Here is a 22296-nt window from a genome sequence, read left to right as displayed (position 1 = left end):
TATCGCGCCGCGCGCCACTATCCAATGGCCCGCCCCCCCCACCCCCCCGGCGCCCCCCCGGCCCCAACCATTTTTCCCCACGCTTTAAGTTGCACCGTTGGCCGGGCCCCGGTTATGGGGGCCCCCGGAGATTGAATGCCGCTTCATGCGAAGAGTTCGCCAGACGAGGATCTTTAAATATCTGTCTCGGGAAGGTCTCACGCGCGAACAATCGGAAGCCCTGGAAAAGGCCGCGTTCTTGATCATTAGCGCGCGGAAAGAAGCCGCGGCGCTACTGGCGCGGGCGGGAGTAACTTTACCTGATGATGGGTTTGGGTTCGGGAACCCTTGCAACGCGCACATAGAGGCGCACGGCAACTGCCCGTGCAACGATTACACGGGCGATGGTGGGCCATGTTTGACGCAGACTACCCTCGATACGGCCTCCCCCCGTCCCGGAGTTGCGGCCATCCACCATCAAAACATCTCTCCACGTAAGGCGTATTGGAGACAGTTGATGCGCACCATTTCTTTGATCCTAGCCTTGGTTATGCAATCGGTCATCACTGTATGTCTTGCGCAGCACGCCAAAACACCTTTCAAAAGGCCGGTTCCAGAAGAGCACAAGGGCTTCGTGGCAGAAATTGAGAGTGTTTTCAGGAAATATCCAAAGGCAATCGCTCGCTACAAACTCGTGGATATCGGCCTCGTAAATATTGGCGAGATGCCGCGCGTGGAGTGCACAGTGGAATGTGTGTTTGATTCTACTTGGGGCGGATGGTGTAAGACCGTTGTGATACGGAACGAGAAGAATAGCACCCTGCCGGTTTCCATTGCCCGGTTGCTAGTCGACAGACACGCGCTTTATGATGGCTGCTGAAGCGCCGATCGGGCCCGTTGCCCGAGATCGTTGTGCGGGAGGGACACTATGGCCAAACAGGAGCAGTGGCAGCTGGAAGGCAGCGCCGCGGACCTCTACGAGCGCTACCTAGTCCCGGCAATCACAGCCCTGTGGGCTGCGGACCTGATGGATCGTGCTGCGCCTCAATCTGGTGAGCGGATTCTGGACGTAGCTTGCGGCACCGGCGTGGTGGCACGCTCGGCTGCCGAGCGTATGGGAAGTGGGCAGGTCGTCGGCCTCGACATCAATACGGGCATGCTCGCCGTTGCTCGGTCGCTCCCGAGAGGCGCTGGAGCGCGTATCGACTGGCACGAGGGAAGCGCGCTCGAAATGCCGTTCCCTGACTCCGCCTTCGATCTGGTTCTTTGCCAGCTCGGACTGCAGTTTTTTCCGGATCGATCTAGTGCGCTCCGTGAGATGTTCCGGGTTCTGGTGCCTGACGGCCGACTGGCTTTAAACGTTTTCAGCGCTATTGAGCACACTCCTGCGGCGAAGGCGCTGGCGGATGCCTTGGATCGACACCTCGGTCCAGGCGCTTCGGCAACGAAAAGGTCTGAGCATTCACTCGCTGATGCGGACGAGCTTTACCGATTGGTGGCCGAGGCGGGATTTCGTCAGGTGACCATCCACACGACGACACAGAACATCCGATTTCCCTCGTCGAGGGAATATGTGCGACTACAATTGGCGGCGACTCCGCAGGCCGGGCTGGTCAGCGGAATGGATGCCGGACATCGGGAAGCAGTCATCGCAGCGATCACCGGTGATCTAAATTTTTCGCTGGCAATCTATTCAACTGAAGGGGAGCTGATGTTCCCCCAAGAGGCCCACGTCGTGCTCGCACGCAAGTAGCGTAGCTGACCGATGAGCCATGGCACCGACGCGCTGGGGGGGTTGGGGCGCGACCACCTGTGGGTCGACGTAGCTCAGGACAGCAGCCACGACGCCGACGATCATCTGGAGACGCGCCAGGGCGATCGCCTCATTGTCCTTGAAGAATGCGAAACGCAAAAACCGCGCTCCATCGGAACGCGGCTTTGCCAGATACGCATGGCGCTTCGCCAACAATACACTTGCGAAACTAACGGCGAAACTTACGGGCTCCGGTACGCGAGACCTGATCCGGAGCGCCGGGCGGATGTCCGCCTCGCAATCCGTTTTAAACGCATATCGTTACTGCAGGGTTAGCAAGAGCTTAAGCAAATCTAAATTTGCCGGCTTTCCGCTTTGGGCAGATCGAAACCTGTGAACTTGGAGCTTACGCCGGGTTACCACGGAGGAAATTAATGATGCCGGAAAAATCCGCGCCGGCATTCCCTTGTGCGTTGAACAGCGCATAGAGCTGGGCTGCCTCGGCGCCGAGCGGCGTTGCCGCACCGACGCTCTGTGCGGCCTCCTGCGACAGTTTGAGGTCCTTCAGCATCAGTGCCGCCGCGAAGCCAGGCTTATAGCCATTGTTGGCGGGCGATGTCGGCACCGGGCCGGGCACCGGGCAGTAGGTGGTCAGCGACCAGCACTGGCCGGACGAGGTCGAGGCGACGTCGAACAGCGCCTGGTGCGACAGGCCGAGCTTTTCCGCCAGCACGAAGGCCTCGGCAACGCCGATCATCGAAATGCCCAAAATCATATTGTTGCAGATCTTCGCCGCCTGTCCTGCGCCGTCGTCGCCGCAATGAACGATGCGGCCGGCCATCGGCTTGAGGATTGGTTCGGCCTTGGCGAAGGCCTCCTTCGAACCGCCGGCCATGAAGGTCAGCGTGCCGGCCGCCGCACCGCCCGTGCCGCCGGAGACCGGCGCGTCGATCGTCAGCAATCCGTGCTTGGCGGCGATGGCATGGGCCTTTCGGGCCGACTCGACATCGATGGTCGAGGAATCGATGAACAGCGCACCTTTTTTCGCCTTGGCCGCGATGTCTGCGTAAACCGACAGAACATGCTTGCCGGCCGGCAACATGGTGATGACCGCATCGGCATCCTTCACCGCCGCAACGGCATTGGCCATGACGACGACGCCGTGCTCCCTGGCAATGACGAGGTTCTCCGGCACCAGGTCGAAGCCGTGCACGGCATATCCGGCCTTGACCAGGTTGGCGGCCATCGGATTGCCCATATTGCCGAGGCCGATGAAGGCGATGGTGGTCATAATGGCGCTCCGTGAGTAGAATAGTGAATAGTGAATAGTGAATAGTCAGTAGTCAGTAGTCAGTAGTCAGTAGGGATCATGTATTACTCATGGTCTATATGATAGACTCACCATTCACCATTCACCATTCACTAAATTCTCTATCGTCCGATCAGCGCGCGAGCGATGATGACGCGCATGATCTCGTTGGTGCCTTCGAGGATCTGGTGGACACGCAGGTCCCGCACCAGCTTCTCGATGCCGTAGTCGTGCAGGTAACCATAGCCGCCATGCAGCTGCAGGGCGTCGTTGGCGACGTTGAAGCCGGTGTCGGTGACGAAGCGCTTGGCCATCGCCGACCATTTCGAGGCATCCGGCGCGTTGCGGTCGAGCTTCGAGGCGGCGGTGTAGAGGAAGACGCGCGCTGCCTGCAGTTCGGTCTCCATGTCGGCGAGCTTGAACTGCAGCGCCTGGAACTGGTTGATCTTCGAGCCGAAAGCCTTGCGTTCGGCGGTGTAGGCGAGTGCCTTGTCGAGCGCCGATTGCGCGCCGCCGAGCGAGCAGGCAGCGATGTTCAACCGGCCGCCGTCCAACCCGGCCATGGCGATGCCGAAACCGGCGCCCTCGACCGACAGCAGGTTTTCCGCCGGCACCTTGCAGTCCTCGAAGACGACCTGGCGGGTCGACTGCATGTGCCAGCCCATCTTGCGCTCGTTGGCGCCGAAGGAAAGGCCGGGCGCATCGTTCGGCACGACGAAGGTGGAAATGCCTTTCGGCCCGTCGGCGCCGGTGCGCGCCATGACGACATAGAGGTCGCTGTCGCCGGCACCGGAGATAAACTGCTTGGCGCCGTTCAGCACATAGTCGCCGCCGCTTTTGACCGCACGCGTCTTCAGCGCCGCGGCATCGGATCCCGAACCCGGCTCGGTCAGGCAGTAGCTGGCCAGCCATTCCATCGAGGTCAGCTTCGGCAGGAAGCGCCGACGTTGCTCGTCGCTGCCGAAGCGGTCGATCATCGATGCCGCCATGTTGTGGATCGAGATGAAGGCGGAAAACGCCGGATCGGCACGCGAAAGCGCCTCGAAGATCAGCACGGCGTCGAGCCGGCCGAGCCCCGAGCCGCCGACGTCGTCGCGGACATAGATGCCGCCAAGGCCGAGCGGACCTGTCTCGCGGATCACATCGGCGGGGAAATGCTTGTTGCGATCCCAGTCGAGTGCGTTCGGCGCCACACGGTCGGCGGCGAAGGCTTGCGCCATCTCCTGGATGGCGCGCTGGTCTTCGTTGAGTTCGAACTGGCTGGTGCCCGCATCGACAGCGGCGTCCATGGCGTGCTCCCTGATGTTTCCGGCCTGCTGGCCTGTCGTTTTTGGCTTTGCGCGCCGTCCAATCTAGACCAATGATGCCGCCGCGCAACCCGATCCGTCTAGATCCAACTATCTGCGCAGCCGCTGTGCGCGAATGCGCTTTGGAGCAAAGTGTGACGACAAATTTCGACGAACTGCTTGGATGCTTCCATGCCTATCTCCAGACGTTCGATAATGCGCTGGTGCGCGACGCCGTGGCCCGGATCGGCTGGGACATGCCGGGCCGGCCGCTCGAACCGCATGCACTGCCTTGTCTCCTTCAGCTCGACCGTATCGTCGAACTCGCTCCCGCTGCGGCCAAGCCGCTGGCGCGGCTGGTTGCGGAGCGTCGCGGCGATCTGCGCTGGGGGCAAACCTATGGCGAGGCGGATTTCGGCAAGGTTTTCATCGACAATTACGGCTGGCTGGAGGTGTTCGGTACACGCGGCCATTTCGTCAATGAAGAGGTTGCGGCCGGCCTGCTGATCCTTGGACCCGACATCGTCTACCCCGATCATCACCATGTCGCGGAGGAGATCTACATCCCGCTGACCGGCGGCACCGAATGGCGCATGGGCGATGGCGGTTTTCACCTTCGAGCGCCGGGCGAGGTGATCCATCATGCCTCTGACGTCAGCCACGCCATGCGCACCGGCAAGGAGCCGCTGCTGGCGCTCTATCTCTGGCGTGGTGGGCCGCTGGCGGCCAAGTCGACGATCACCGCAACCGTTGCGCAGGGCAGGGACTGACATGGCCAAAGCGATCATGCTGCAGGGCACGGGTTCGGATGTCGGCAAGACGGTGCTCGTTGCCGGCCTCTGCCGCGCGGCGAAGAAGCGCGGCTTGAAAGTGCGGCCGTTCAAGCCGCAGAACATGTCCAACAACGCGGCCGTCGCCGATATTCCGGGCGATTCAGGCGGCGGCGAGATCGGCCGCGCCCAATGGCTGCAGGCGATCGCCTGCGGCGTGGCGCCGACCGTCCACATGAATCCGGTGCTGCTCAAGCCGCAGACCGATGTCGGCGCTCAAGTCGTCGTGCAGGGCAAGGTGTTCGGCGAAGCGCGGGCGCGCGACTACCAGGCGCTGAAGGCCCGGCTGATGGATGCGGTGCTGGACTCTTGGGCAAAGGTCGGCGAGGGCGCCGATCTGGTCATCGTCGAGGGCGCCGGCTCGCCGGCCGAGATCAATCTCAGGAGCCGTGACATTGCCAATATGGGCTTTGCGACGCGCGCCGGCGTGCCGGTGATCCTGGTCGGCGATATCGATCGCGGCGGCGTCATCGCCTCGGTCGCGGGCACCCATCTGATCCTGCCGGACGACGACCGGCGCATGATCGTCGGCTATCTCATCAACAAGTTCCGCGGCGATGTCTCGCTGTTCGACGATGGCATCGAGGCGATCGAAAAATTCACCGGTTGGCGCTGTTTTGGCGTCGTGCCGTGGCTGAAGGCGGCGGCGCGGCTGCCGTCGGAAGATTCCGTCGTGCTCGAGCGACTGGCGTCCGGCGAGAAGCGCGCGCTGAAGATCGCCGTGCCGGTGCTCTCGCGCATCGCCAATTTCGACGATCTCGACCCGCTCAAGGCCGAACCGCAGGTCGAGGTGGTGTTCGTGCCGCCTGGCCAGCGCTTGCCGCAGGATGCAGGGCTGGTGGTCATTCCCGGCTCGAAGTCGACGATCGGCGATCTCCTGAAATTCCGTGAGAACGGCTGGGACCGCGACCTTGCCGCGCACAGGAAACGCGGTGGCCATATCGTCGGCATTTGCGGTGGCTTCCAGATGCTCGGCCGTAGCGTGCGCGATCCCGACGGCATCGAGGGCAGCGTTACCGACACACAAGGGCTTGGCCTGCTCAACGTCGAAACAGTGATGGAGCCGGAAAAGACGGTGCGCAATATCAGCGCGCGCTCGGTGCCGTTCGATCTGCCGCTCGAGGGCTACGAAATCCATCTCGGCCGCACCACCGGTCCCGACACGCTGCGGCCGTCCGCCGTTATCAACGGCGTCGATGACGGCGCCATCTCGGCCGACGGCAAGGTATCGGGCACCTATATGCACGGGCTGTTTTCCGCCGACGCCTTCCGGGCGAAATTCCTCGAAAGCCTCGGCGTCAAAGGCGGCGGCATCGACTACCGCGCCGAGGTCGAACGGGCACTGGACGAGATCGCAGCCGAACTGGAAACCCACCTCGACTGCGACGCGATTTTTGGGCTGGCGCGTTAGATACTTTGCTTGAGCATGATCTTGTCCGAAAACCGGTCTCCACTTTTCGGGATCATGCTTTCTCGTCAGCCTTCGGCCAGTAGGTGCCGAACGACCAGACATTGCCTTCCGGATCGCGGCAGATGAATTCGCGGCTGCCATAGTCGCGGTCGGTGAGTTCTTCCAGAATCTCGGCGCCGGCGGTCTTTGCCCGCGCGTATGCCGCGTCTGCGTCAGCGACCGCAACGTAGATCGACTTGCCGCCGTCCGAACCCGGCGCGCCGACCATCTTGCCATAGGCGTCGTCGCGCGCCGTGCCGAGCATGATGATCGAGGAGCCGAACGCGAGTTCGGCGTGGTGCACCACGTCGCCTTCGCCATAGCGGGCGCGGACGCTGAAGCCGAAGGCCTCGCACAGCCAATCGATCATCTTGCCGGCATTCCTGTAGCGCAGCGCCGGATAAAGCCGCGGTGGTTCGGTGGTGTTCGGCATGGCTGATCTCCTTCAGCGGGTTGGTCGATCAACCCAGTCTGCGCGAAGGCCGGTTGCGCGTCTTGAAGAAATGTTACCTGGCGGCAAGGGCCGTCGGCGCGACGCCTGCGAGGTCGCGAAACTCGCGTACCAGATGCGCCTGGTCGGCATAGCCGCAGTCGGCGGCGATGTCGGCCCAAGCGCTGTTCGACTGTCTCGACAGCCCAAGCGCATGGTTGAAGCGGACAATGCGCGACAGCGTTTTTGGGCCGGTTCCGATCGCGTCCGAAAATTTTCCGTTAAGATGCTTGCGGCTCCAGCCAAGCTTTTCGGCCAGCGTCGAGATGCGGGTCCGCCCACGCGTCGAGACGATCGTCTCATAGGCCCAGACTATGTCGGCTTGAGTGCGGTCCGCGGTTGCCAACCGATCGCCGACGAAGGCTTCGGCGATGGCAAAGCGTGAGCTCCAATCCGGCGCATTGCCGAGCCTTTCGCGAAATGCGATGCCTTCAACGCCGAGCACGTCATCCAGGCCGACCATGCGGTCGGTCAGTTCGCTCATCGGCCGGCCGAAGAAGCGACGAGCGCCGAGCGGGGTGAAATTGACCTGCATACAGCAGGTGCCGCCGCAGGATTCGATCACCACCGGCCCGGCATAAAGGCCGGCGGCAAAACTGGCGAAGCGGTCATTGTCGCTGGGGTCCCTGCCGAGCCCAATGGCAAAGGGTTCGGCAAAGCTGATGACCAGCGGCACGGTCAGCGAGGCATATTCGATGGCGCGGAAATGGCCTGGCATGGTTTCGCGAAAGCCGCACATGTCGGTGACGACGCCCTGAAGCCGATGGCTCGGCGCGCGCCGCACCATCTCGAACCGATCGAGGCCTGGGCTTTCGTGGCGGCTGTCGTCTTTGCTGTCGGCGGGCATCAAGCTTTCCTTCCGCCAAGCAACTTTAACAGACCATCCGCCGGAATCAAAAGCGCCCGGTTTTGGCCGGGCGCTCCGAGTTGCCTGAGATTCTGAATTGTCTGGACGTGTTTAAGCGCCGCGCATCAGGCAGCCGGCGGCCAGCACAATGTAGGCGATGACGACAATCCACGCGGCATTCAAAGGGATGAACGCAAGAACGCCAAGCGCGGCGAGAACGCCGATGATGGCGATGACAAGAGATATAATGAAAATAAGCTGGGTAGGCGCACTGAGATTCATGTTCGGTCCCTCCTCAACATGATTCGTACAACGGCATACTATCAGTCGCGCGGTCACACACCAATGAGCGCACGCAGCGGGACTTGCCGGATTGGCCAGCAGTTTTATGGGAGTGGCCAGAACGGTGCGGCGCGTTCGATCAGAAGGGCATCGCTTCAGACGAATGACAGTTTCCAAATTGTGGCGGAGACCACCAATTGTCGATGTCGCCGCCGCCCCTCATTGCCCTGCCGGGCATTTCTCCCCGTATAGTGACGGGGAGAAAGGGCTGGTCGCAACGTCGGCGCCTTTTCTTGCAGCGCCTGCGATTGGCGAAATCGGTGACGAGAGCGCCCCTCTCCCCGTCACTAAACGGGGAGAGGACGCCGGCAGGCAGGTGAGGGGCAGCGCCAACGCCATAAAAGGGTGAGGAGGCGAATTCAAAACCTGAAGCGATTGTCCTTTTCACCATTCGCACCCCGTTTGCGCAAATCCGATTCCGCGCTACCTTCCGAACGAATCGGAAGGGGCTGATGGCGATGGGATTGCTGGACCAGATACGCTCGATTTTCGACGGCGACCCCGGCGTGCGCAAGGTGGCGGACGATCCGGTGCTGTCGGCGGAGCTGCTCATGTTGTTCCGCATGATCCTGGCCGACGGTTCGGTCAGCGAAAGCGAGATGACCGCGTTCAGGCGTATCTGCCGCGACGCCTTCGGCATACCCGAAACCAGCGTCGACAGCGTCATCGAATATCTCAACGATTTCGGCTACGAGACCAACAGCTCGCAGGCCGTCGCCCAATTCCGCGACCTCGACGTCGAACGGCGCAAGCTGCTCGCCCGCCACATGGCCGAGATCGCCAAGGCCGATTCGCAACTTGCCGGGAGCGAGATGCAGCTGTTGCGCCGCACGCTCGACCTGCTCGACATCAGCCCGGCCGATTTGGTCAAGCCGCAAGGCTGAGGCATCGGCTGACTATTGACGTTCTGAACGTCATTTTGTCTGTCAGGATAACCTGTCACTGAAATTGCCGTGTCTCACTTACGGGGCGCAGTCCAGCACTGTCATCGCAATTCCCGTTTTGTACATCTGGCGAAAATTCTCTAGGTATCTAATTGCTCTGTTTCCCTTGGCGCATCCATCGCAAACTTCTTAAACTCTCAAATAATGCTCGATAAGTTCCTTGCCCCTCCGTGTCCCTTGAAGGTATCGTCCTTTACGGTCACATAAAACCAATCGATCTCGTCGTCATACTGAAAGCTTACGTCTGTAAAATTTCTTCCCTGGAGCTGCGTCCGGCGCAAATCTATTGAAACTTCCCATCCAGGATTGTCGATCGTATCAATTTTTACGCCGTATTGGTGTTCCCAATCGCCGTTGCACTGCCCTTGGTACCACTCCTCCAACCACTCGAGCATCGATAGGTCGACCACTAGCCACTCCTGTTAGTCGGTTGGAACAGAAGGAGGTTATCGCCTCCTTTGTGGGATTTGGCTTTGCAGGGTCTCCGACGCACCGTTTCGCTGCCTTCTTAGCCATTCTAATGTCCGCCATTGTCGCCGGTCGAACCCTGGATTGGCAGCTTGCGCTGCCAACGGATTGGCAAATTTGTATACCTTGCTGCTATTGGTAGTATCCTTTTTGAAAGATTAGCACTGTCTCGACGGGCGCCATGGAATCTTCTTTTGCCAACGGGGCATAAATACTAACCCCTAGGCTAAGAGCGATTGCCCCATCAATTTCTTCTTCGATTTCTTGGCCCAATGAAATAAGTGCACGTTTCGCGATTTCAAACCCTGTTCCTAGAAATCGAACCCCATTCAGAGAAGGAGCGGCAGGACTCGTGAACTCGACCGCGTTCAATTTTCCGGATTTACTATAGTAACAAAATACCCCAATATTTTCGAAATAGTCGCAAGGAAACGTATCCCTGATAGATCGTTTGAATGTTCGAAAATTTGTCCCAAGACGCCGTCTAATCTGATTCGGGGACATTCCAAACTCTATTTCCCCGGCGCCTGTGAAAGGTATGATCTTGAACTCAGTCATCAAAAACCGTGCCCTACGGCTTCGTGCTCTTGACGAGCCGCCGGCTAATGGGTGTCACCGTAATTCGTAATGCGACCGTAGTGCGTAATTCCGGATCATGTCGTAATTCGGAGAGGAGATATGGAAAAGAGTGCGCTGTAATTCCTTACACAGCAATCAGTACGAACTGGTTTGGAAGTAAGGCTAATTGAGCGATGGTCTTCCCATTTTCGCTACTGAATTCAATCTCGTATGCCTCCTCGGGATAAGAATGCTCTTCAACAACGACTCCTAACGCTCCGGCCTGAAGGGATTCTCCCGGCATATCACAAATCAATCTCACAACGTCGTTGATCTTTGGTTTCATAGCGGGACTCTACTTCACGAATAGTGTCATCAGCGACGGGACGTTTGAACCGGGGGCTAAAAATCCACCCGGTGCGAACCTCAACGGTGCCGGCCGGACCTGTAACAGTTACGTCCACCGCATATCGAGCTCCGTATTATCAACAACCCGTCTGGCCGGAGGCATCGCGCACGCTGGTCGTGGTGTGGGTCAGCGTGCCCAGCGTGACGTCCCGGCGGGCGAGCTTGCCAAAGCCGTCATACTTGTTGCCTTGCGTTGCCCCAGGGTTGGTGGAGGTGAGCTGGCCGATGTTGTAGAAGCCGGACGCCGCTATGCGGGCAAGGCGGGCCATGTGGTCAATCTACGTGCAATGATAGCCGGGCGAACGCGATAAAAGTGCACCGAAATTGCGAAATTCTCTCCAGTTCCTGCCGCACAATAGCGGCCACTAAGTAATGACCCGCGTCATTTAGGATCTGTGAATGGCAACTAACGACCTTGTGCACTGGCCCGATAATCCAACAACTCTTGCATTTCTACAATCTCTTCCCCGTATTGTCCCGTGACCTTAATGGTGTGGGTGTCAAGATCAACCAGACTCTTCAGGAACAAAATGGTGGGCCGCGCGTGCTCAATTCGAACCAAACCTAAAAGCCTTATCGCATAGAGCGAATTCGCATCCCCGCCTCCTTTTTGGGCCAAAGACATTTTCAATTCTTCCTGCAATTTTTCAATATCGTCGTAAATGCCAACATAAGAGTCCGTAAGCGATCGAGTTACTTGATCAAAATCTTTCGTTCTCTCGTCCAATTGCAATGGAGTCGCAAGATTCTTATCAATCAATCTCGTCCATATAAAAAGGTAAAGTGCACCAGTATCCTCATTAAATTCTTCATATTTCGTATTCCAGTCTATGAACTCCTTCGCAATTTGCGAGGTTACGCGTGATATACATTTCTCCTCAACTGCTCGCCAAGTGAACGGCCAATTATCTGCAAAGATTCCATTTGAACAGTTCAGTATCTCAGGAGTTGATGGCACAGTACAGGCCGATCCTCCGAAAACCAAAATTGCAACAAATCCGGCAAGTTTCAATGCTATTTTAAAATGCATGATGGCAACTCCTCACGGACCAATTGGGAAATCATTTACCTGTAAACTCGCACTACCCACCTTATTCGGGCCGATTACATTCATAAGCGAGTTATAGTCTTTATTGTTCTCCACCAAACAACCCAGTGACATCCCTCCTTCACTAGTCGTGGGGCTCCTCCCCGGATGAATAGTCCGCCCGATGCAAATTAGCCGCTGACGCCGCCAAAAAAGTTCCGCGCGGCATTGACGAGAGGCCGGCTAGTGGGAGTCACCGTAATTCGTAATTCACATCGTTACCGTCATTCCTTGATCAATGGGGTTTCAGCTGCTCGATCAGAATCAATTCGACGGCTTGATATCCGTGTAAACCGTCCTGCTCCAAATCGCCCGCCGAAGCTACGCTAGTTTGGCTCTCTAGCTTCGATGGATCAGACTCTGAGTATTTTCGAATAAGAATTCGGTTGGAAAGGCTTTCTTTGTGAACGAAGGTTGGCATAGGCCATTTGTCTTCTGCCCAGCTCTTCATTTGACCAATAATTGGCCAAGTTCCATTTATTAAACCGAGATCGCCACACCGTAGGCACCTGACTGCATTATCTGGACTAAGGTCATTTAATTCATCCGCCTTTGGCAATTCCAGACGCATTGGTCCAAATAGATATACTAGAATAATCTTTCCCATTGGGGCCATATGAGCTACCAAGCCAAGCCCATAGCCACCTGATCTCAACGGAATGGCAAACAGGGTGCCTTCCTTGTAGGGTAGTTTTCTCACTTTAAGGTTACCTTTACTACAGATGCCGGCGTGATGCGGAAGGCGCGAGTGGTGATTAGTTACGGCTTTGTTGGAGCGCCAAGCTCTCGTGTGTTTGGGGGCTATCCGTTGCTGCCAGTCGTTTTGCTTAGCTTAAGCGCGACGATGCGGAGAATACGCGGCAGGACAAAGCCGAACGGGCGAGGCAGAAAACATACATTAATACCGCAATTTCCAAACCTAAGTTCGCTAAATCTCCTTCGCGCGCAAAGGGACGATCAGGTCCGGGTTGCGCGATCGGCGATCGGCCCAATGGCCCCATATTTTTTCTACTTTCATAGGCTGGCCACAAACAGTCGTCTCCCCCACGTCGCCAACCACCGGAGCCTCCTCGTGGGGCGAGCCACCGGTCTCGCCCCGTCCTTCGGACCCCACAGTGGGAGATCGGAAGGCCCGTGCCCCTTGCGGCTCAGCCCTGTTCGTGCAGCCGTTTTGCAATCGCCCGGTGCAGGTCTGGAGCAGCAGTGATCAGCGCCTTGGCGGCTTCTGATTGCGGGTGGTCGAGTACTTCGCTCGTCCTGCCGCGCTCGACGATCTTGCCGTCATGCATGACCATCACCTCGTCGGTGATGGCGCGGGCGACGGTCAGATCATGGGTGATGAACAGATAGGCGATGCCGAGTTTTTGGTTGAGCTCGGCGAACAAATCGAGGATCTGCGCGCGGATCGAGACGTCGAGCGCCGAGACCGGCTCGTCGGCGACGACCAGCTTCGGCCGGGTGATGATGGCGCGGGCGATCGAAAGGCGCTGGCGCTGGCCGCCCGAAAACTCGTGCGGGTATTTGTCCATGTCGCCTGGTGAGAGGCCGACCTCGTGCAGCGCATGCGCCACCATCTCGCGCCGCGCGGCGGGCGCCGGCTTCTTCTCCAGCACATGCAGCGGCTCGGCCACCAATCTCTCGACCTTCTGGCGTGGGTCGAACGAACCATACGGGTCCTGGAACACGACCTGCATGTCGCGCCGCGCCGGCCTCAGCTCCGCCTCGCTCTTGCCGGTGAGGGTGTCGCCGCGGAAGCGGATTGTCCCTGATGTCGGCCTGTCCAGCGCCAGGACCATGCGGGCAAGCGTCGACTTGCCGCAACCGGAACGGCCGACCAGCGCCACCGACTGACCGGGCGCCATGGAGAAGGAGACATCGTCGACGGCGCGGATGGGAGCCCCTCGCTTGAGCAGCGATATGCGCCGTGCCGGATAGTCGCGCGTCACGCTGTCTACCTCAACCAGAGGTTTTCCTTGGCCGACGCTGTGCCTAGCCCGCGCGGGCACATGCATCGAGGCCTGCGCCAGCTGGCGCGTATAGGGATGAAGCTGTCCGGACAGAATGCGCGCCGTGTCGCCGGCCTCCATCACCTCGCCATGGCGCAGGATGGTGATGCGGTCCGCCATCTCGGTCACCACCGCGAGGTCGTGCGAGATAAGCAGCAGCCCCATGCGGTTTTCCGCTACGAGGTCGCGCAGCAGGTCGAGGATCTGCGCCTGCAGCACCACGTCGAGCGCCGTTGTCGGCTCGTCGGCGATCAGCAGCTTGGGCTTCAGCGCACAGGCGATGGCGATGACGACGCGCTGGCGCTGGCCTCCGGACAGCTCATGCGGATAACGCGACAGCGGGAACTGCGCCGCCGGCAGGCCGACCCGGTCGAGCATTTTTCGCGCCCGTTCCTCGGCGTCGCCGCGGCTCGCCCTGGTGTGCCAGCGAATACCCTCGGCGACCTGCTCGCCGATGGTCTTGACCGGGTTGAGCGCCGTCATCGGCTCCTGGAACACCATGCCGATGTCGTCGCCGCGCAGCGCGCACATCTGGTCCTCGCTCGCCGCCAGGATGTCGATGCCGTCGAAGGTGATGCGTCCGCTGGCGTGCGCCGCCCAGGGCAGTAGCTGCATCACGGTGAGCGCTGTCATCGACTTGCCGGAGCCGGATTCGCCGACCAGCCCCATCACTTCGCCGGGCGCGACGGAAAGTTCGATGTCTCTGAGGATGGGCGTGCCGCCGATGGTCAGCGACAGCTTCTCGATTTCGAGCAGGCTCATCGCTGCCGCCGCGATTTCGGATCGAGGATATCGGCAATGCCGTCGCCGAGCAGGTTCAGGCCAAGCACGGTGATGACGATCGCCATGCCCGGAAAGATCGCCATCCACGGCGCCACCACCATGCGGGTCTGGGCGTCGAACAGCATGCGGCCCCAGCTCGGCATCGGTGGCTGCGTGCCCAGCCCGACATAGGAAAGCCCGGCTTCGGCCAGTATGCCCAGCGCGAACTGGATGGTGCCTTGCACCAGCAGCAGCGTGTTGATGTTGGGCAGCACATGTTCGATGCTGATCAGCGTCCTGCTCTTGCCGGCGGCGCGGGCGGCGAGGATGAATTCGCGCGGCCAGATCGCCAAGGCGCCGGCGCGGGCGACGCGGGCGAAGACCGGGATGTTGAAGATGCCGATGGCAATGATGGCGTTGAACGCGCCCGGCCCGAAGATGGCGGTGATCATGATTGCCGAAAGCAGCGCCGGAAAGGCGAAGACCAGGTCGTTCAGCCGCATCAGCACGTCGTCGGCGGTGCCGCCGCGCGCCGCGGCAAAGGCGCCGAGCGGCACGCCGACGCCCATGCCGATGCCGACCGCCACCAGCGCCACGGCAATCGAGTTGCGGGCGCCGACCATGATCATCGACAGGATGTCGCGACCGAAATGGTCGGTGCCGAACCAGTGCGCCAACGATGGCGCCTGGGTCTTGTCGGAAATGACCAGCCTGGTGACGTCGTAAGGCGTCCACACGAAGGAGAGGATCGCGACCGCAGCCACCAGTGCGGTGATGACGAAGCCGGCGAGGAACGAACGGTTTCGAAACGCCTTGGCCAGGATGCCGGCAAGGTTCTCGTCGGGGATGTCGATGTGCAGCGTCATTGCCTGCCTCTCAGGCGCGGATCGACCACCGCATAGGAGAGATCGACAATGAAATTGACGACGATGACGGCGGTAACCAGCAGCATGACGACGCTCTCGACCACGATCAGGTCACGCTGGTTGATCGCCTGGAACACCAGCCGGCCGAGGCCGGGCAAATAGAAGACGTTCTCGATGATGATGGTGCCGGCAAGCAGGAAGGCGAATTGCAGGCCTAGAATGGTGACCACCGGGATCATCGCGTTGCGCAGCGCATGCCGCCACAATACAAGCCGGTAGGGCAGGCCCTTGGCGCGGGCAGTTCGGATGTAGTCCTCGTTTAGCACTTCGATCAGCGCCGAGCGGGTGACCCGGGCGAGGATCGCCGCCTGTGGCAGAGCGAGGGCGACCGCCGGCAGGAGCAGCGATTTCAGTGCCGGCCAGACGCCGGCGCCCCAGCCGGGAAAGCCGCCGCCCGGCACCAGCCGCAGCCAGACGGCAAAGAGATAGATCAGCATCAGTGCAAACCAGAAATTGGGCACGGCGACGCCCAGCTGGGCGGCACCCATCGCGATCGTGTCGCCGGCCCGGCCGCGCCGGCTGGCGGAAAACAGCCCGACCGGAATGGCAATGACGGTGGACAGCGCCAGCGCCATCAGTGCCAGCGGCAGCGAGACGACGAGGCGCTCGCGGACCAGATCGATGACCGGCACCGAATAGGTGTAGGAACGGCCGAAATCGAGGCTCAGCAAGCCGCCGGCCCAATGCAGATAGCGCAGCATGACGGGAGCGTTGAGGCCCATCTGGTTGCGCAGCAATTCGATCTGGTCGGCGCTGGCGTTCAGGCCAAGCATCAGCCGCGCCGGGTCGCCGGGAATGATCTCCAGCACGGCAAAGACCACCATCGAGGCCAGAACCAGCGTGACGACGGCGATGGCGAGCCGCTTGAGGAGGTAGGCGGTCATGAGCTGCCTGATGCAAGCACTGGGCGAAGGTAGCGTTCCCGCCCACCCCCCTCTGTCCTGCCGGACATCTCCCCCTCAAGGGGGGAGATTGGCAGTTTCCACGCTGGCACTGTCCTTGCAACGCTAGTGGTTAGCGAAAGCGGCGATGAGGGCTCAATCTCCCCCCTTGAGGGGGAGATGTCCGGCAGGACAGAGGGGGGTGTGACGGAGTGCAACTTTCGCCTTTCTGTCAGCGATCAATCCGTCCACTTCACCTTGGTCAGGTCGTTGGCCTGGATCGGGGCGTTTTCCCATAGGCCCTGCAGTTTGGCGTCCCAGACGCCGACCTTCGGCAATTCGTAGAGGAAGCCGACCACGGCGTCATCGGCCAGGACCTTCTGCGCCTCGCCGAGCAGCGTCATGCGCTTGGCCTCGTCGGAGGTAAGGTTCAGCTCGTCGATGATCTTGTCGAAGGCCGGATTGTCGTAGTTGAAGTAATAGTCCTTGCGCGAATAGATATCGATGTCATTGGGCTCGGTGTGGGAAACGATGGTCAGGTCGTAATCCTTCTTGGTGAAGACCTGGTCCAGCCACTGCGCCCATTCGACCGGGATGATCTCGAGATCGATGCCGATTTCGCGAAGCTCGGAGGCGATGATCTCGCCGCCAAGCCGCGCATAGGAGGGCGGCGGCAGCTTCAGCGTCGCCTTGAAGCCATTCTCCAGGCCGGCTTCCTTCAGCAACTCCTTGGCTTTCTCCACATTGTGCGGGTAGAGGCCGGTGAGGTCGACATAGGCCTTGCTGGCGGGTGACATGTGCGAGCCGATCGGCACGCCGAGGCCGGCCGAGGCGCCGTCGATGATCGCCTTGCGATCGAGCGCAAAGGAAATCGCCTGCCTGACCTGCAGCTTGTCGAAGGGCGGCTTCTTGTTGTTGATCGACAGGATGGTTTCACCCTCGGTCGAGCCGATCACCACCTTGAAGCGTGGGTCGTCTTTGACCTGGGCGACGCTGTCGGGGTCGAAGAACGGAAAGGCCTGAACGTCGCCGGAAAGCAGCGCCGGAACGGCGGCGGCGGCATCCGGAATGATGCGGAACTCGGCCTTGTCGAGGAACACCGGGGCGCCCCAGTAATTTTCCGACTTGACCAGCGTGATCGACGAGCCCTTGGCCCAGTTCTGGAATTTGAACGGGCCGGTGCCGATCGGTTTTTCCTTGTTGGTGTCGGCTGTCTCAGGCGCGACGATAACCGCGTCGCCCCAGCCCATATTGTAGAGGAACGAGCCTTGCGGGTTCTTCAGCGTGACATTCACCGTCGCGGGATCGACGACCTCGACCTTGTCGATGGCGGCGAACAGGCTCTTTTGCGCGTTGACGGAATTGTCGGCGCGGGCACGATCGAGCGAGAATTTCACGTCGTCGGCGTTGAAGTCGCTGCCGTCATGGAATTTCACGCCTGTATGCAGCTTGAAAGTGTAGACCTTGCCGTCGTCGGAAATGCTCCAGCTTTCGGCGAGATCGGGCAGCACCTCGCCGTTCGGGCCGATGCGGGTCAGGCCCTCGAAGACATTGGCATAGAGCACCTCGTCGATCGCCGCCGCGGCGCCCGCGGTCGGATCGAGATGCGGGGGTTCGAGCGTAATGCCGATGACCAGGTCGGTGCGCGCGGCCATCGCCGAGGTTCCGGCGGCCAACGCCAGCGCCGCAGCGGCCAGAATGGTTTTCCACAATTTCATCGTGCAACTCCCCATATGCTAAAACACGTGCTCAAACCCGGGCGGATAGAAGCGTGAATTCGCCGCCGAGTAAATTGCGTTTCGTACCGTCCGCCGTCGCCGGGAGGAATGTTTTTTCGCCCATGGCCGGCTCATAGCGGGCCGGCGTCCCTCAGCAGAACGTCGAGGCCGATGGCCATCACCTTTGCCGAGTCCAGCATGTCGGCAATGCCGACCCATTCATCGGGCCGGTGGGCGAGATCGAGGATGCCCGGGCCATAGGCGATGCAGTCATAGATGTGGCCGATACGGGCGATGTGCTTCTGGTCGTAGGTGCCGGGCGAAATCACGTAATCCGGCTCGCGGTCGAATATCTCCATGATGCCTTTCGCGACCGCCTTCACCACCGGTGCGTCGCGCTCGGTCATCAGCGGCAGCACCTCCATCAGATCGCGGATCTCGTAATCGAACTTTTTGCGCTCGCGCTTCAGCCGTTCCAGGATATCGGTCACCTCGCTCTTGACCGTAGCGAGATCCTCTTCGAGCAGAAAGCGGCGGTCGATGGTCAGCCGGCAGGAATCGGGCACGTTGGGCGAGGGCAGGCCGGGCCGGAAATCCTCCGTCTGGCCGCCATGGATCGAGTTGATGTTCATGGTCGAGCGCTTTGCGCCTTCGGGCACGACCGGCATGCGCGTCATCTTGCGGTCGAGCGCCGGAAACAGCTCATCCTCGAAGGCCCGCAGCACGGCGCCCATATGGCGCACTGCGTTGTCGCCGAGGAACGGCATCGAGCCGTGCGCGATCTCGCCCTTGGTCTCGATCTCCGCCCACCAGACGCCGCGATGGCCAAGGCAGATGCGATCCTTGTTGAGCGGCTCGGGAATGATGACGTGGTTGACCTTCGGCCTGGAGAAATAGCCGAGCTTGGCCAGATGCGCGACGCCGCCAAAGCCGCCGGACTCCTCGTCGACCGTGCCTGAAATCTCGATGGCGCCGGGAAAATCGGGAAAGACCTCCATGAAGGCTTCAGCGGCGATGATCGAGGCGGCAAGCCCGCCTTTCATGTCACAAGCGCCGCGGCCATAGACCTTGCCATCCCTGACGATGCCGGCGAACGGATCGAGGCTCCAGCCGTCGCCGGGCTCGACGACGTCGATATGCGAATTGAAGTGCACGCAAGCACCCGGCGCCCGGCCATCGAAGCGGGCGACGACGTTGACGCGCGGGTAACGGTCAGTGTCGCCGGGCGTGCCTTCAGCACGGATGAATTCGATCTCAAAACCACGCTTCTTCAGCCGCGCGCCGATATATTCGGCACATGGCCGATAGGCTTCGCCGGGCGGATTGATGGTCGGAAAGCGGATCAGATCCGCGGTCAGCGCAACCAGATCATCGGCCCGGTCATCGATAGCCTTGAGGAGCCGTTCGTTCGGTTCGTTCATTCGGCGAATTGAGCAGCGGATGAGGAGGTTTTGCAAGCCCGATGGCGAATTGCGAGGCGATTGCGTGTCGTTACGGCAACTATCGCGGGAAATCGTTCAAATTCGCTGCTTTGGATTGGTGAAATCGTCAGGGAGTGGGTGTTAGCTCGCTGGCTTGCCATCAAAACGCTGGAGAACAGCGCGAGGGCAGGCAAGCAAGGGGCATCAAAGGGGTTTGATTGCATGAAAAACACTGTTCTCATGGCAGCGGCATTGATGGCGATGCTGTTCGGTTCGTCGTTCGAGAGCCGGGCGGCCAGCCTGGTCGCGAACATCGATATTTCCTCACAGACAATGACGGTAAGATACGGGCTTTCGTATTACCGGTGGAGCGTTTCCACCGCCCGCAAAGGCTACATCACGCCGCGCGGCAGCTATCGCCCACAGCGGACGGCTCGGATGTGGTATTCGCGCAAATACGACATGTCGCCGATGCCCTATTCGGTGTTCTTCCGCGGCGGCTATGCTATCCACGGCACCGGCGCGATCAGGCAATTGGGGCGCCCGGCATCGCATGGCTGTGTGCGCCTCCACCCCAGCAACGCCGCCGCGTTCTATTCGATGGTGCGCAAAGCCGGCTTCGGCAATACGCGGATCCTCGTGACGAATTAGGGCCTGCTCCTCGGCCCGCAACAAAAAACCCGCCGGAGCGGCGGGTTCGTCGGAGCCAAATAGCACCATACCGAAATTAGTAGCATAGCTGCCGGCACAAAGCAAGAACAAAATAAGGCCTGTGCCCAAAAAGATCGTTCCGCTCAGGCGGCTTTGTCGCGCACTGTCGCCGGGCGACGCTTTTTGCGGCCGCTGATCTCCCAGCGCTTGTGGAACCACATCCACTGGCCGGGGTCTTCTCGCACCCAGCGCTCGACCACGTCGTTGAGAAGCTGGGTGGTGGCGCGGACGTCGACACTGCCGCCGGCGGTGCGCGGCAAGGTGAGCTTGTCCTCGATCTCGAGCCGGAAACGGTTGTTCGGCAGGCGCACGCAGCGCGCCGGGTAGACATCGCAATCGTAGTGCCGCGCCAGGGTGCCGAGAACCCGGTTGCTCTCGCAGGGGCGGCCGAAGAATGTCGTCTCGAGCCCGCCCGTGAATTTCTGGTCGACCAGCACGCCGATATTGCCGCCTTTCTCGAGGATGGCCGCAAGCGCGAACGAGGCACCGGTCGAAGACGGCAGCAGCGATCCCATGCTCGAGCGGCGGGTCGAGAGGATGTAGTCGGCGAGGTAAGGGTTGTTGGGCGGGCGAAACAGCGCCGTGATGTTCATGCCGAAGGTCGCCGCCGCCACTGGCAGCAGCTCGAAATTCCCGAGATGCCCGGTGAAGACGATATGCGGCTTGTCCTCGCCGGCAATGCGCACGAAATGCTCCACGCCCTTGACCTCGACACGGCCCGGCTTCGTCGCAGTGGGATCGTAGTCGAACAAAGCATCGAGAAAGATGTATTCGGTGGCCAGGCGGGCCATGTTGCCCCACATGTCGGAAGCGATCGCCTCGATCTCGGCATCGCTCTTTTCCGGATAGGCCTTGCGCAGATTGTCCACAGCAACCTGATGGCGCGCTACCCAAGGGCCGATGCGGCGGGCAGCGCGGTCGGCGAAATTGAGCGCCCTGTCGGGCGGCAGCAGGCGCAGCGCGGAGATGATGATCATCGCGACGCGCGCGACCAGCCAGTAGTTGAACTGGCGAAGCCGCCTGCCATAGCGGAATCCCACGTCCCTGCGGATCTTCCTGAAGGCGTTGCCGATCATTTCAGCCGACGCGCAGGATGATCTTGCCGAAGACGTCGCGGCCTTCCATGCGCTTCAGCGCCGCATCGATTCCGTCGAAGCCAACCTCGGTGTCGATCACCGGCGCGACCAGGCCCGCCGCCATCTTCTGCATGGCGTCAGCCATGTTTTCCATGCGGCAGCCGAACGAGCCTAGCAGCTTCAGCTGCTGCTGGAACAACTGCATCAAATTGATCTGCGTCGACACGCCGGAGGTCGAGCCGCAGGTGACCAGCCGACCGCCGCGTTTGAGGCACAGCATCGAGGCGGCAAATGTGTCGGCGCCGACATGCTCGAACACCACGTCGACGCCCTTCTTCTTGGTCAGCTTGCGCACGACGCCTTCGAAGCGGTCGTCGCGGTAATTGATGACGTGGTCGGCGCCGAGCGCCTTGGCCTTGTCGATCTTGTCGTTCGAGCCGACGGTGGTGATGACCGTGCAGCCCATCTTCTTGGCCAGCTGAATCGCGGCGGAGCCGATGCCGGAGCCGCCGGCATGGACCAGTATCGTCTCGCCGGGCTGCAGCCGGGCATTGTCGAACAGCATGTGCTCGACCGTGCCGAAGGTGACAGGCGCCACCGCCGCGCCGATTTCGCTCACGCCGGGCGGAGCTGGGACCAGAAGGCGCGCCGGCAGGTTGATCTTTTCCTGCGCAAAGCCGTCGAGATGGAAGCCGTGCACGCCCGAAACATGCTCGCAGAGATTGTCGCGGCCTTCGCGGCAGGCGCGGCAAAGACCGCAGGTGCGGGCGCCATAGATCGACACCAATTGCCCGGTCACAAGGCTGGAAACGCCTGGGCCGACCGCCTCGACCTCGCCCGAGGCCTCGGCGCCGACAACCAGCGGCAGCTTGCGCTTGGCGAAGGCCATGCCGCGCCAGCCCCAGACATCGATATGGTTCAGCGCCACGGCCTTGATGCGCAGCGTCACCTCGCCGAGCAAAGGCGGCGGCGGCGGCGGCAGGTCCACCGTTTCAAGGCGGCGGTCCTCGATAAGTTGCAATGCGCGCATGGTGCCTGTCGGTT

The 22296-nt window shown here is 60.7% G+C and carries 23 protein-coding genes and 1 pseudogene; 7 read left to right on the top strand and 17 right to left on the bottom strand.

From position 1 onward, the window contains the following. Positions 1–145: 145 nt before the first annotated feature. The 3 genes and pseudogenes from NKI52_RS30545 to NKI52_RS30535 form a co-directional block, all read left to right on the top strand. Positions 146–412: pseudogene (locus NKI52_RS30545) on the top strand (DUF6422 family protein); the annotation flags it as partial. An 84-nt stretch (positions 413–496) separates the two neighbouring features. Beyond that, entirely contained in the window at positions 497–859 is a 363-nt protein-coding gene (locus tag NKI52_RS30540; RefSeq protein ID WP_352644895.1) for a hypothetical protein, read from the top strand. 48 nt (positions 860–907) lie between these two features. Further along, positions 908–1732 (top strand): class I SAM-dependent methyltransferase, encoded by an 825-nt coding sequence (locus NKI52_RS30535; RefSeq protein WP_352587688.1) that lies wholly within the window; start codon positions 908–910, stop codon positions 1730–1732. 406 nt (positions 1733–2138) lie between these two features. On the opposite strand, the gene mmsB is transcribed toward NKI52_RS30535, so the two are convergent. Continuing rightward, positions 2139–3023 (bottom strand): 3-hydroxyisobutyrate dehydrogenase, encoded by an 885-nt coding sequence (mmsB, locus tag NKI52_RS30530; RefSeq protein WP_352624624.1) that lies wholly within the window; start codon positions 3021–3023, stop codon positions 2139–2141. A 140-nt stretch (positions 3024–3163) separates the two neighbouring features. Beyond that, positions 3164–4330 carry an isobutyryl-CoA dehydrogenase gene (locus NKI52_RS30525; RefSeq protein ID WP_352700623.1) on the bottom strand — a complete coding sequence of 389 codons (1167 nt, stop codon included), beginning with the start codon at positions 4328–4330 and terminating at the stop codon, positions 3164–3166. A 152-nt stretch (positions 4331–4482) separates the two neighbouring features. Here NKI52_RS30525 and NKI52_RS30520 point away from each other — a divergent pair, with 152 nt between their 5' ends. After that, a complete protein-coding gene (locus tag NKI52_RS30520; protein ID WP_352700622.1) occupies positions 4483–5097 on the top strand; it encodes a dimethylsulfonioproprionate lyase family protein in 615 nt (204 codons plus the stop codon). Between the two features lies 1 nt (position 5098). After that, positions 5099–6568 (top strand): cobyric acid synthase, encoded by a 1470-nt coding sequence (locus NKI52_RS30515; protein ID WP_352700621.1) that lies wholly within the window; start codon positions 5099–5101, stop codon positions 6566–6568. Positions 6569–6620: 52 nt separating this feature from the next. On the opposite strand, the gene NKI52_RS30510 is transcribed toward NKI52_RS30515, so the two are convergent. The 3 genes from NKI52_RS30510 to NKI52_RS30500 form a co-directional block, all read right to left on the bottom strand. Further along, positions 6621–7040 (bottom strand): VOC family protein, encoded by a 420-nt coding sequence (locus NKI52_RS30510; protein WP_023676482.1) that lies wholly within the window; start codon positions 7038–7040, stop codon positions 6621–6623. A 73-nt stretch (positions 7041–7113) separates the two neighbouring features. Next, positions 7114–7944, bottom strand: a complete 831-nt coding sequence (locus NKI52_RS30505) for a helix-turn-helix domain-containing protein (protein WP_352635610.1) — start codon at positions 7942–7944, stop codon at positions 7114–7116. A gap of 111 nt (positions 7945–8055) precedes the next feature. After that, complete coding sequence (locus NKI52_RS30500; RefSeq protein WP_023676480.1) at positions 8056–8226, bottom strand: hypothetical protein; 171 nt, start codon at positions 8224–8226, stop codon at positions 8056–8058. A 512-nt stretch (positions 8227–8738) separates the two neighbouring features. On the opposite strand from NKI52_RS30500, the gene NKI52_RS30495 reads away from it, so the two are divergent. Then, positions 8739–9170, top strand: coding sequence for a TerB family tellurite resistance protein (locus NKI52_RS30495; RefSeq protein ID WP_352470314.1), 432 nt, complete (start codon positions 8739–8741; stop codon positions 9168–9170). 197 nt (positions 9171–9367) lie between these two features. Here the strand turns inward: NKI52_RS30495 and NKI52_RS30490 are convergent, their stop codons facing one another. The 10 genes from NKI52_RS30490 to NKI52_RS30445 form a co-directional block, all read right to left on the bottom strand. Then, positions 9368–9640: an immunity 53 family protein gene (locus NKI52_RS30490; protein WP_352700620.1), complete on the bottom strand. Its 273-nt coding sequence runs from the start codon at positions 9638–9640 to the stop codon at positions 9368–9370. A gap of 761 nt (positions 9641–10401) precedes the next feature. Further along, positions 10402–10602: a DUF4926 domain-containing protein gene (locus NKI52_RS30485; RefSeq protein WP_352700619.1), complete on the bottom strand. Its 201-nt coding sequence runs from the start codon at positions 10600–10602 to the stop codon at positions 10402–10404. Between the two features lie 139 nt (positions 10603–10741). Next, positions 10742–10933 (bottom strand): hypothetical protein, encoded by a 192-nt coding sequence (locus tag NKI52_RS30480; RefSeq protein ID WP_023676475.1) that lies wholly within the window; start codon positions 10931–10933, stop codon positions 10742–10744. Positions 10934–11070: 137 nt separating this feature from the next. Beyond that, positions 11071–11694, bottom strand: coding sequence for a DNA polymerase Y subunit UmuC family protein (locus NKI52_RS30475; protein ID WP_352700618.1), 624 nt, complete (start codon positions 11692–11694; stop codon positions 11071–11073). A 292-nt stretch (positions 11695–11986) separates the two neighbouring features. Continuing rightward, a complete protein-coding gene (locus NKI52_RS30470) occupies positions 11987–12451 on the bottom strand; it encodes an Imm26 family immunity protein (protein ID WP_352700617.1) in 465 nt (154 codons plus the stop codon). A 448-nt stretch (positions 12452–12899) separates the two neighbouring features. Then, complete coding sequence (locus tag NKI52_RS30465; RefSeq protein WP_352700616.1) at positions 12900–14519, bottom strand: ABC transporter ATP-binding protein; 1620 nt, start codon at positions 14517–14519, stop codon at positions 12900–12902. After that, positions 14516–15385 (bottom strand): ABC transporter permease, encoded by an 870-nt coding sequence (locus NKI52_RS30460; RefSeq protein WP_352700615.1) that lies wholly within the window; start codon positions 15383–15385, stop codon positions 14516–14518. The genes NKI52_RS30465 and NKI52_RS30460 overlap by 4 nt, the downstream gene beginning before the upstream one ends. Then, positions 15382–16329 (bottom strand): ABC transporter permease, encoded by a 948-nt coding sequence (locus NKI52_RS30455; protein ID WP_352700614.1) that lies wholly within the window; start codon positions 16327–16329, stop codon positions 15382–15384. Before NKI52_RS30455 ends, NKI52_RS30460 begins: the two co-directional genes overlap by 4 nt. Positions 16330–16565: 236 nt before the next feature. Further along, positions 16566–18044, bottom strand: coding sequence for an ABC transporter substrate-binding protein (locus NKI52_RS30450; RefSeq protein WP_352700613.1), 1479 nt, complete (start codon positions 18042–18044; stop codon positions 16566–16568). A 131-nt stretch (positions 18045–18175) separates the two neighbouring features. Beyond that, complete coding sequence (locus NKI52_RS30445; protein WP_352700612.1) at positions 18176–19465, bottom strand: acetylornithine deacetylase/succinyl-diaminopimelate desuccinylase family protein; 1290 nt, start codon at positions 19463–19465, stop codon at positions 18176–18178. A 222-nt stretch (positions 19466–19687) separates the two neighbouring features. On the opposite strand from NKI52_RS30445, the gene NKI52_RS30440 reads away from it, so the two are divergent. Beyond that, positions 19688–20116, top strand: coding sequence for a L,D-transpeptidase (locus NKI52_RS30440; RefSeq protein WP_023676467.1), 429 nt, complete (start codon positions 19688–19690; stop codon positions 20114–20116). A gap of 143 nt (positions 20117–20259) precedes the next feature. Here the strand turns inward: NKI52_RS30440 and NKI52_RS30435 are convergent, their stop codons facing one another. Both NKI52_RS30435 and NKI52_RS30430 read right to left on the bottom strand, forming a co-directional pair. Continuing rightward, a complete protein-coding gene (locus NKI52_RS30435; RefSeq protein ID WP_031211715.1) occupies positions 20260–21252 on the bottom strand; it encodes a lipid A biosynthesis lauroyl acyltransferase in 993 nt (330 codons plus the stop codon). Position 21253: 1 nt separating this feature from the next. Further along, positions 21254–22282: a zinc-binding dehydrogenase gene (locus NKI52_RS30430; RefSeq protein WP_023676465.1), complete on the bottom strand. Its 1029-nt coding sequence runs from the start codon at positions 22280–22282 to the stop codon at positions 21254–21256. Between the last annotated feature and the right edge of the window lie 14 nt (positions 22283–22296).

This window comes from Mesorhizobium sp. M0590 (assembly GCF_040320905.1).
Taxonomy (GTDB): Bacteria; Pseudomonadota; Alphaproteobacteria; order Rhizobiales; family Rhizobiaceae; genus Mesorhizobium.
The sequence above is the reverse complement of the archived record's forward strand: the minus strand, read 5'-3'. Positions and strand labels throughout refer to the sequence as shown.